The sequence below is a fragment of the Acidovorax sp. FJL06 genome (assembly GCF_003852545.1).
Classification (GTDB): Bacteria; Pseudomonadota; Gammaproteobacteria; order Burkholderiales; family Burkholderiaceae_C; genus Acidovorax.
In genome coordinates this window covers 155627-166036 of record NZ_QAJR01000018.1, presented here as the reverse complement: position 1 = coordinate 166036, position 10410 = coordinate 155627, and the positions used below count along the sequence as shown (strand labels likewise).

Annotated in this window: 9 protein-coding genes; 7 read left to right on the top strand and 2 right to left on the bottom strand. The window is 69.4% G+C overall.

Annotated features, from left to right (window positions below; translation table 11 throughout):
* Positions 1-320, bottom strand: a 320-nt coding sequence (locus DBV10_RS12050) for a cation diffusion facilitator family transporter (protein WP_124513878.1), incomplete at its 3' end; no start/stop codon positions are given.
* A 240-nt stretch (positions 321-560) separates the two neighbouring features.
* Here DBV10_RS12050 and DBV10_RS12045 point away from each other — a divergent pair.
* From DBV10_RS12045 to DBV10_RS12030, 4 genes are all read left to right on the top strand, one after another.
* Positions 561-1979, top strand: a complete 1419-nt coding sequence (locus tag DBV10_RS12045) for a sensor histidine kinase (RefSeq protein WP_370451160.1) — start codon at positions 561-563, stop codon at positions 1977-1979.
* Entirely contained in the window at positions 1976-2605 is a 630-nt protein-coding gene (locus tag DBV10_RS12040; RefSeq protein ID WP_124513876.1) for a response regulator transcription factor, read from the top strand. The genes DBV10_RS12045 and DBV10_RS12040 overlap by 4 nt, the downstream gene beginning before the upstream one ends.
* A 180-nt stretch (positions 2606-2785) precedes the next feature.
* Entirely contained in the window at positions 2786-3283 is a 498-nt protein-coding gene (locus tag DBV10_RS12035; protein WP_124513875.1) for a heme-binding protein, read from the top strand.
* Between the two features lie 46 nt (positions 3284-3329).
* Positions 3330-4022, top strand: coding sequence for an ankyrin repeat domain-containing protein (locus tag DBV10_RS12030; RefSeq protein ID WP_124513874.1), 693 nt, complete (start codon positions 3330-3332; stop codon positions 4020-4022).
* Positions 4023-4106: 84 nt separating this feature from the next.
* Here the strand turns inward: DBV10_RS12030 and dbpA are convergent, their stop codons facing one another.
* Positions 4107-5525, bottom strand: coding sequence for an ATP-dependent RNA helicase DbpA (gene dbpA / locus DBV10_RS12025; RefSeq protein ID WP_124513873.1), 1419 nt, complete (start codon positions 5523-5525; stop codon positions 4107-4109).
* 93 nt (positions 5526-5618) lie between these two features.
* On the opposite strand from dbpA, the gene DBV10_RS12020 reads away from it, so the two are divergent.
* The 3 genes from DBV10_RS12020 to DBV10_RS12010 are packed head-to-tail and all read left to right on the top strand — an operon-like array spanning position 5619 to position 10383.
* Positions 5619-7682 (top strand): bifunctional diguanylate cyclase/phosphodiesterase, encoded by a 2064-nt coding sequence (locus DBV10_RS12020; protein WP_124513872.1) that lies wholly within the window; start codon positions 5619-5621, stop codon positions 7680-7682.
* A gap of 46 nt (positions 7683-7728) precedes the next feature.
* Positions 7729-9210 carry an AMP nucleosidase gene (locus DBV10_RS12015; protein ID WP_124513871.1) on the top strand — a complete coding sequence of 494 codons (1482 nt, stop codon included), beginning with the start codon at positions 7729-7731 and terminating at the stop codon, positions 9208-9210.
* Between the two features lie 36 nt (positions 9211-9246).
* Positions 9247-10383: a GGDEF domain-containing protein gene (locus DBV10_RS12010; RefSeq protein ID WP_124513870.1), complete on the top strand. Its 1137-nt coding sequence runs from the start codon at positions 9247-9249 to the stop codon at positions 10381-10383.
* Positions 10384-10410 lie beyond the last annotated feature (27 nt).

Below are 10410 nucleotides of genomic sequence, written 5' to 3'. Positions count from 1 at the left end.
CCGGCCGCCCACAGGATGCCCGCGGACACCCCCACGATGAGGATGCCCTCGAAGCCCGAAGAAAAATACTCGGCCTTGTGGTGGCCATAGGGGTGGTCGTCGTCAGCGGGGCGCTGGGCCACGGTCACCATGGCCAGGGCGAACATGGCGCTGGCCAGGTTCACAAACGACTCCATGGCATCCGACAGCAGGCCCACCGATCCCGTGACCACCCAGGCCAATGTTTTGAGGGCAATGGTGACCACCGCCACGGCCACCGAGGCCCACAGCAGGTTGCGGGGGGTGAGCCAGGGGTGGGGCGTTGTGGGGGCAGAGGGCATGGGGGTGCAAAGGCGCGCAGAAGATGGCAGGACCGAAATTACACCAAAGCGGGCTTAAGCACTGCTTTAGAACCTGCTCACGCCCCCAAGGCCGCCAAGCCCCATGCCAGAATCCGCGCATGACCCCGGCACACCGCCGCCCCGCCCTTCTGGCGAACGCCCCGTACCTCCCCAGCCTGCTGCTGTGGGCCGCCNNCCGCCGTGGCCTGCGCGGGTGCGGGGGCACTGGCGGCGAACCGGTTGCAGCAGCTGCAGGCCGCGTTCGAGACCGATGCGCGCATCGTGCACCGCCTGCTGAGCCAGCGCGTGGTACAGCACGACGCCATCATGGCCACACTGACGCTGCTGCAGCCCGCCGCCGCGCCAGGGGAAGGCAGAGCGGCCAGCGCCGAAGCCCCCCTGCCCCGCCTGCCCTCGGTGTACCCGCAGATCCTGTCCGTGCTCCAGCGCCCGGCCCAGGGCAGCTGGCCCGCAACGCTGCAGGCCGAGCTGTCGGCCGCCGAAGCCACCTCGCGCCGCACCGGCCATGCTGCCCTTGCGGCGCTGGACCTGACGGCCGGCCGTTACCACCTGGTGATGGCGGGGGTGCCCGCCAGCTACGCACTGCACATCGACCTGCGCACCACCATCCCTGCGGACGAATGGCCCATGGACATGGCCACCAGCCCCGTGCAGGTGACGCTGGAGCAGGGCGGCCAGGCCTTCGTGGTGCAGCCGGGGCGCACAGGTCCGGGGGCCTGGCGCCGCAGCTTCGACTTCCACAAGTTGCTGGCCTCCCCCAGCCAGCCCCTCACCGTGGTGGCGCGGCGCAGCGTGGGCCTGCACGAGCTGCCCTGGTGGGGCATGCTGGGCTGGTGCGTGCTGACCGCGCTGCTCTGGGGGGCGGGCCACGCCCTGCGGCGCCAGCGTGTGGCCCGCCAGCGCGCCGAAGAGCTGCTGCGCCTGGGCCAGGTGGCCCGCCTGAACACGCTGGGCGAGCTGGCTGCCGGCATGGCGCATGAGCTGAACCAGCCGCTGACCGCCTTGCTCTCCAGCACCCAGGCCGCCCAGCGCCTGCTGGCCGACGATCCACCCGACCTCCCCACAGCGCAGACGGCCATGGCCCGTGCCGTGGAGCAGGCCCGGCGCGCGTCCAGCGTGGTGGGCCGCCTGCGCCGCCTGGTGGAGCGCCCGGACCTGGCCGGCCAGGCCCAGCCCCTGGCCCTGCCCACAGCCGTGCAGGACGTGCTGCACCTGCTGGAGCCCGAACTGGCCCAGCGCGGTGTGGCCCCCGAAGTCACCACCGCCGCCGACCTGCCCAGCGTGCTGGCCGAGCCCGTGGCGCTGCAGCAGATCGTGCACAACCTGCTCATGAACGCGCTGCAGGCGCTGGAGCAGGTGCCGCCCGCCGAGCGCCGCCTGCACCTCACCCTGCAGCAGGCCGACGCCGGGCATGTGGCGCTGTCGGTGCGCGACCATGGCCCCGGCATCCCGCCCGAAGCGCGCCAGCACCTGTTCGAGCCCTTCTTCACCACGCGCAGCGGCGGGCTCGGCCTGGGCCTCACGCTGTGCGAAAGCCTGGCCCAGGCCATGGGCGCCCGCCTGGCGCTGGCGCCCGAGGTGCCCGGTGCAGAAGGCCGGGGCGCCGAGTTTGTGCTGACCTTGCCCACCGCCCCATGACCGACAGCGCCCCCTCCCTCTCGCCCCTGATCCACCTGGTGGATGACGACGCCGCCGTGCGCGAGGGCCTCAGCCTGCTCATCGGCACCGTGGGCCTGCGCGTGCAGGCCTGGGCCGAGCCCCAGGCCTTCCTGGCGGGGTTCGACCGCGCGAGCATCGGCGCCATCGTGCTCGATGTGCGCATGCCGGGCACCAGCGGCCTCACGGTGTTGGAGCAACTGCTGGCGCAGGGGGTGGACCAGCCTGTGATCCTGCTCACGGGCCACGGCACCGTGGAGATGTGCCGCCGCGCCTTCAAGGCCGGTGCGGCGGAGTTTCTCGAAAAGCCCGTGGATGACGAGGTGCTGATCGAGGCCCTGCAGAACGCCGTGCGCCAGCATGTGCGCTCGCGCGAGCGCCACCAGGCCGACCAGCAGGCGCGCGAGCGCTTTGCGCAGCTGTCGGCCCGTGAACGCGAGGTGCTGGGCCTGATCGTCGAGGGCCTGACCAACAAGGAAATCGGCCGCGCGCTGGCGCTTTCGCCCCGCACCGTGGAAACCCACCGCGCCAACCTGTTCGCCAAGCTGGGGGCGGAGTCGCTGGCGCAACTCATCCGGCGCTATGCGGCGCTGGTGGACGCGCAGTGATCCCAACAGCCTCGACCGCTTGCACACCGCTGCAACGAACCGCTCACGCTGAGCCTGCCGCTGCGTAGTTCTACGGAGGGCCGCGCGTAACCGCACGAATGGGCGAAAGCAGGCGCATTTTCTACAGTTCTCCCACGGCGCCACAACGGGTGGCACCGCCCCAAAACACCGGAGAACACCATGCAGAGCACCCTCGTCAAAGTCGCCGCCATCACCCTGTCCCTGGTCGCCACCGCCGCTGCCCATGCCGAAGGCGTGCGCACCGAAAAGAACATGTCCCTGGACCTGGCCACGCAGATCGCTGCCCAGACCGTGGCCACCTGCACCGCCAACGGCTACAACGTCACCGCCACCGTGGTGGACCGCGCCGGCACCGTGCGTGCCGTGCAGCGCGCCGACAACGCCGGCCCCCACACGCTGGAAGCCAGCCGCCTGAAGGCCTACACCTCGGCATCGGCCAAGAACACCACGCTGGCCATCATGGAAGGCTCGCAAAAGAACCCCGCGGCCGCCAACCTGGGCCAGATCCCCGGCTACCTGCTGCTGGGCGGCGGCGTGCCGGTGAAAGTGGGCAACGAAGTCATCGGCGCTGTGGGCGTGGGTGGTGCGCCCGGCGGCCACCTGGACGAGCAATGCGCCCTGGCCGGCATCGCCAAGGTGCAGGACCTGCTGAAGTAAGGCCGGCCCCCCTGCGTTCACCGCACAGCACCGCGCCGGAGGCCCCATGAAGCACTGGAACCTTGCCATCGCACTGGCGGCCGCCCTGGCCTGCGCCGCCCCAGCCCTGGCGCAGGTGCCTCCGACGGCCGCCGAAACCGCCGCCTACCAGGGCCTGCATGCGGCAGCGGCCAAGGGCGACCTGCCTGCGCTTGCCCGGCTGGTGGCGGCGCGGGCCGATGTGAACGCCCGCGACGCCTATGGCCGCACGCCACTGCATGTGGCGGCCTATGCGCGCCAGCATGCGGCCATCCGCCAGCTGGCCCAGGCCGGCGCCGACCTGAACGCGCTGGAAAACGACCGCTACGACGCAGTGACGATTGCCGCCGTGGCCGACGACGAAGCCACGCTGCGCCTGCTGCTGCAACTGGGTGCCAGCGCCGGGCAGGTGACCAGCCGCTACGACGGCACGGCCCTCATCGCCGCAGCCCATCTGGGGCACGATGGCGTGGTGCGCCAGCTGATTGCCGCCGGGGCGCCGCTGGACCATGTGAACAACCTGCACTGGACGGCGCTCATCGAATCCATCGTGCTGGGCAACGGCGGCCCACGCCACCAGGCCACCTTGCAGGCCCTGCTGCAGGCCGGCGCCAGCCAGGCCCTCACCGACCGGCAGGGCACCACGCCGCTGCAGCTGGCACGCCAGCGGGGCTACACGGCCATGGTGCAGATGCTGGAGCAGGCGGCGGCGCGCCGTTGAGCGCGTCCCGCCAGCCCCAGCCCATCAAAAAACATAGCTGCCAGCGCTTGCCTGACAAGCGCCAGCGGCCATTTTCGAGTCAACTCAATCGAACTGCTGGTCCGCCGGCACCAGCCGCGCCTTCACGCTCTTGCCCTTGACCCGGCCACTGTTGAGCCGCGCCACGGCCTGGGCGCCGATCGCGCGGTCCACCGCCACATAGGTCGAGAAGTCGTTCACGTTGATCTTGCCGACCTGCTCGCGGGTGTAGCCCATGTCGCCGGTCAGCGCGCCCAGCACGTCGCCCGCACGGATCTTCTCCTTGCGGCCGCCGATGATCTGGATGGTGACCATGGGCGGCACCAGCGGGCCGCTGCCAGTGGGCACCAGGTCCGCCAGCGGGAACCAGCGCGATTCACGGCCCTGCAGTTGCTCGATCTTGCCCACGCTGCCCATCTCGTCCATGCTCGCCAGGTTCAGCGCCAGGCCCTCGGCATCGCCCCGGCCCGTGCGGCCGATGCGGTGGATGTGCACCTCGGGGTCGGGCGTCACGTCCACATTGATCACGGCGGCCAGGTTGGCGATGTCCAGCCCGCGCGCGGCCACGTCGGTGGCCACCAGCACCGAGCAACTGCGGTTGGCAAACTGCACCAGCACCTGGTCGCGCTCACGCTGCTCCAGCTCGCCAAACAGCGCCAGCGCGCTGAAACCCTGGGCCTGCAGCACGCCCACCAGGTCGCGGCACTGCTGCTTGGTGTTGCAGAACGCGATAGAGGAATCGGGCCGAAAGTGGTTGAGCAGCTGCGACACCGCGTGCAGGCGCTCGCTGTTCTTCACCTCGTACCAGCGCTGCTCGATCTTGCCCTCGGCATGCTGGGCCTGCACGGTGATCTGCTCGGGCGTCTTCATGAACTGGGCGCTGAGCTTGGCAATGCCTTCCGGGTAGGTGGCCGAGAACAGCAGGGTCTGCCGCTCTTTGGGGCATTGGCGCGCCACGGTGGCGATGTCGTCGAAGAAGCCCATGTCGAGCATGCGGTCGGCCTCGTCGAGCACCAGGGTGTTGAGCGCCTCCAGCGTGAGGTGCTGGCGCTCCAGATGGTCCATCACGCGGCCGGGTGTGCCCACCACGATGTGGGCGCCATGCTCCAGGCTCAGCATCTGGCCGCGCAGCGGCACGCCGCCGCACAGGGTCACGACCTTGATGTTCTCTTCGGCCCGCGCCAGGCGGCGGATCTCGGTGCTCACCTGGTCGGCCAGCTCGCGCGTGGGGCACAGCACCAGGGCCTGCACCGCAAAACGGCGCGGGTTGAGGTTGGCCAGCAGGGCCAGCGCAAACGCGGCCGTCTTGCCGCTGCCCGTGCTGGCCTGGGCGATCAGGTCCTTGCCCAGCAACGCGGGCGGCAGGCTGGCCGCCTGGATGGGGGTCATCTGGGTGTAGCCCAGCTGCTGCAGGTTGGCCAGCATGGCGGGGTTCAGCGCCAGCGTGCTGAAATCGGTGCTGGCGGGGGTTTCTTTGGAGGTCATGGCCCGATTATCCGGCCCGGGGTATCCGGGCAACTACCTTACGCCCCCGGCAGGGGTATCGGCTATAACCAGCACACACGCACCGAGTGGGACATGCCAGATTCATCCAACGCAGCCAACGCCCCGGGCCAGGGCGGCTCCAGCGACTCGCTGCTGCGCCTGATTGCCGACTCGGTGCCGGCCCTGATGGCCTACTACGACCTGCCCGGGCTGCGCTGCCAGTTCGCCAACCAGGGCTATGCGGCCTACAACGGGCACAGCACCGAATCCATCCTGGGCCTCACGGTGCAGGAGGCCATTGGCGACAAGGCCTGGCAGGCCATTGAGCCGCATGTGGAGCGCTCCACCCAGGGCGAGCACGTGAAGTACACGCGCGAACAGACCCTGCCCAACGGCGAGGCCCGGATGATCGAGGTCAATCTGATCCCGCACTTTGGCGATGCAGGCCAGCAGATCGGCTCGTTCGTGCTCATCACCGACATCACCGAGCGCTGGCGCGCAGAACGCACCGTGCGCCAGAGCGAAGAGCGCATGCGCAAGTTCACCGAGGCCACCGACGAGGCCATCGTGTTCCACCGCGACGGCATCATCACCGATGGCAACGAGGCCCTGAACCGGCTCACGGGCTATGCGCTGCACGAGGTGCTGGGCCTGTCGATCTTCAACTTCATCAGCCCCGAGTGGCGCGCCACAGCGCTCGAATACACCCGCAGCGGCCGCGAGGACCCCTACGAAGTCGCCATCCGCCACAAGGACGGCCATGCCATTCCCGTGGAAGTCGTGGGCAAGACCATGCCCATGCACCATGCGGACTACCGCATCGTGGTGGTGCGCGACATCACAGCGCGCAAGCAGGCCCAGGAGCGCGAGGCCTTCATCGCGCTGCACGATGCCCTCACGCAGTTGCCCAACCGGCATTTCCTGATGGAGCAGCTGTCGCAGGTGCTGTCGCTGGCGCGCAGGCGCCACGGCCGTGCTGCCGTGCTGTTTGTGAACCTGGACCACTTCAAGACCGTGAACGACTCGCTGGGCCACCACGCGGGCGACCTGCTGCTGCGCAACGTGGCCGAGCGCCTGCGCCAAGGCGTGCGCGATGCCGACCTGGTCGCGCGGCTGGGTGGCGACGAGTTCGTGGTGGTGCTCACCGACGTACAAAGCCAGGACGACGTGGCCATGGTGGCCGACAAGCTGCTGGACTCCATGCACGGCGTGTTCACGGTGGACGATTTGCCGCTCACCATCTCGCCCTCCATCGGCGTCAGCCTGTTCCCGGACCATGGCGCCAGCGCCGATGTCCTGCTGCGCTGCGCCGACGCGGCCATGCACCATGCCAAGGACAGCGGCCGGGGCAACCGCCAGTTCTACACCTCCAGCATGAGCGCCGGCGGCCTTGATGTGCTGCAGCAGGAACGCCTGCTGCGCGAGGCCATTGCCAACGGCCACTTCGTTTTGCACTACCAGCCCCAGATCTGCCTGGCAGACGGCTCGCTGCAGGGCCTGGAAGCCCTGGTGCGCTGGCGCCATCCCGAGCGGGGGCTGGTGGGCCCGGACGAGTTCATCACGTTCTCGGAATCGCGCGGCCTCATCACGCCCATTGGCCGCTGGGTGATGCGCGAGGCCTGCCGCCAGCTCAAGGCCTGGCAGGACCAGGGCCTGGCCCTGGTGCCCGTGGCCGTGAACTTCTCAGCCCTCGAATTCCGCCAGCGCGACGTGGCCGCCGAGATCGCCACAGTGCTGCTCGAAACCGGCCTGGCCCCTCAGTACCTGGAGATCGAGCTGACGGAATCCGTGCTCATGCACCAGACCGGCCAGGTGCTGGGCACCCTCAACGCGCTCAAGGCCCTGGGCGTGGGCATCTCCATCGACGACTTTGGCACGGGGTACTCGTCCCTGGCCTACCTCAAGCGCTACCCCATCGACAAGCTCAAGATCGACCGCTCCTTCGTGGCCGACACCCCCGGCAACGCCGACGACGTGGCCATCGCCACCGCCATCATCCAGATGGGCCGCAGCCTGCAGCTCAAAACGGTGGCAGAGGGGGTGGAAACGCAGGCGCAGATCGATCTGCTGGCGGGGCTGGGGTGTGATTCGATCCAGGGGTTTGTGGTGGCCATGCCCATGGATGCGGAAGCCGCAGAGCGTTGGTTGCGCCGGTAGGCTCCCTTTTTGCATTCCGAACCCCTGGCTTGTGGACAATAGGGGAATGCCCCTCATCCCCGACTTCATCGCCCCCACCCGCCACACCGACCCGGCCGAGGCCCTGGCCCAGGTGCAGCGCATCTACCAGCAACAGATCGGCCACCTGCGCAGCGCCATGCAGCGTTTTGTGGCAGGCGAAACGCCCGAGGGTGCCGTACGCGCCTTCTACCCCTTTGTGCGCGTGCACACCACCACCGTGGCACGGGCGGACACCAAGCTGGCCTATGGCTTTGTGGAAGGCCCGGGGCGTTACGAGACCACCCTGACCCGGCCCGACCTGTTTGCCAACTACTACGCCGAGCAGTTCCGCCTGCTGCGCGCCAGCCACAACGTGGAGCTGGAAGTGGGCACCAGCACCCACCCCATCCCCATCCATTTCTCGTTTGCCGAGCACGACCACATCGAGGGCACGCTGACTCCGGCGCGCCGCATGCTGATGCGCGACGTGTTCGACCTGCCCGACCTGGCCGCCATGGACGATGGCATTGCCAACGGCACCTGGCAGGCCGCGCCCGGCGAGGCGCAGCCGCTGTCGCTGTTCACCGCGCCGCGCGTGGACTACTCGCTGCACCGCCTGCGCCACTACACGGGCACCGCGCCCGAGTGGTTCCAGAACTTCGTGCTGTTCACCAACTACCAGTTCTACATCGACGAATTCGTGCGCCTGGGCCATGCCGAGATGGCCAAGCCTGACAGCGAGTACATCGCCTTCATCGAACCCGGCAACGTGGTCACGCGCCGCGTGGGCCTGAGCGCCGAGGCGGGCGACGACCTGGGCGCCGCCCCGCCGCGCCTGCCACAAATGCCCGCCTACCACCTGGTGCGCAAGGATGCGAGCGGCATCACCATGGTCAACATCGGCGTAGGCCCGGCCAACGCCAAGACCATCACCGACCACATCGCCGTGCTGCGCCCGCACGCCTGGATGATGCTGGGCCACTGCGCGGGCCTGCGCAACAGCCAGCAGCTGGGCGACTACGTGCTGGCCCACGCCTATGTGCGCGAGGACCATGTGCTGGACGAAGACCTGCCGCTGTGGGTGCCCATCCCGGCGCTGGCCGAAATCCAGCTTGCGCTGCAGCAGGCGGTGGCCGATGTCACGCAGATCAGCGGCGCAGACCTGAAGCGCGTGATGCGCACGGGCACTGTGGCCAGCACCGACAACCGCAACTGGGAGCTGCTGCCCGACAACACGCCGCAACGCCGCTTCAGCCAGAGCCGCGCCGTGGCGCTGGACATGGAAAGCGCCACCATCGCCGCCAATGGCTTCCGCTTCCGCGTGCCCTACGGCACCCTGCTGTGCGTGAGCGACAAGCCCCTGCACGGCGAGATCAAGCTGCCCGGCATGGCCAACCATTTCTACCGCGAGCGCGTGGACCAGCACCTGCGCATTGGCATGCGCGCCATCGAGATCCTGCGCAACGGCGGCGTGGACCGCCTGCACAGCCGCAAGTTGCGCAGCTTTGCCGAAGTCGCCTTCCAATAAAGAGAAAGCGCCACGGACACCGGGCCACACCGACCCATGCCACTGGACTTCCTCACGCTGATGGCCGTCATGGCCGCCAACCTGTTCATGATCTCGGCCGCGCTGCCGCTGATCATGGGCCGGGGCGTGAGCCGCGCGGCGCGCCATGTGCAGGCCAGCATGTTGCTGCAGGCCGTGGCCTGGGCGGCGATCATTGCCTCATCCTCGCTGTGGGACCAGGCCCTGTCCAGCCTGTCGATCGCGTGCAATGCGGCCGCGCAGTGGATGCTGTACCGCGCGCTAGCAGACTGGCTGGGCCCCCGCCCGCTGCCCCGCGTGCTGCTGGCCCTGGTGATTGCCGCCCCCCTGGGCTACGCGCTCGGTTTTGACCACTACGCGTGGCGCGTGGGCTGGGCCAATGGACTGATGGCCGCCATCCTGTGCATCGTGGCACGCGCCACGATGGCGCCACGGGCCCCGGCCGACCTGCGCTGGCGCAGCCTGCTGCTGGGCTGCCTGCTGACCTCGGCGGCCTTCACACTGGCGCGCGGCGTGCTCGGCGCCTTTACCGACCAGTACCCCAGCTTTCGCACACCCCACCCCGTGAACCTGGCCGCGGCCGTGGCCACCAACGTGAGCCTGGTGCTGGGCACGGTGGCCCTGCTGGTGGCCTGGCGTGCAGAGGCCGAGCAGAAGCTGCACACCCTGGCCATGACCGACGGCCTCACGGGCCTGCTCAACCAGCGCAGCTTCACCCTGCGGGGCGGCAGCCTGCTGGCCCATGCGGCCCGCCATCAGTTGCCCATGACGGCGCTGATGCTGGACGTGGACCACTTCAAGCAGATCAACGACACCCGGGGGCACGGGGCCGGCGACCGTGCGCTGCAGCTATTTGCGCGGCTGCTGGGCGACACCTGCCGCAGCGGCGATCTGATCGGGCGGCTGGGTGGCGAGGAGTTTGGCGTGCTGTTGCTGCACAACAGCACCCCCGCCGGCCTGGCGTTTGACCGGCGCCTGCGGCGGCGGCTGCACGCCACCAGTGTGGCCGAACTGGGCTTTGCGCTGGACTACAGCGCCGGGCTGGCGACCCTGCAGCCCGGCGAGAGTGACCTGGCTGCGCTGATGGCACGGGCAGACCGCGCGCTCTACGAAGCCAAGACAGCGGGCCGGGGGCGGCTGGCGGCCGCCGACTGACAGGCCCGGGCACGCGCCATGTACGGT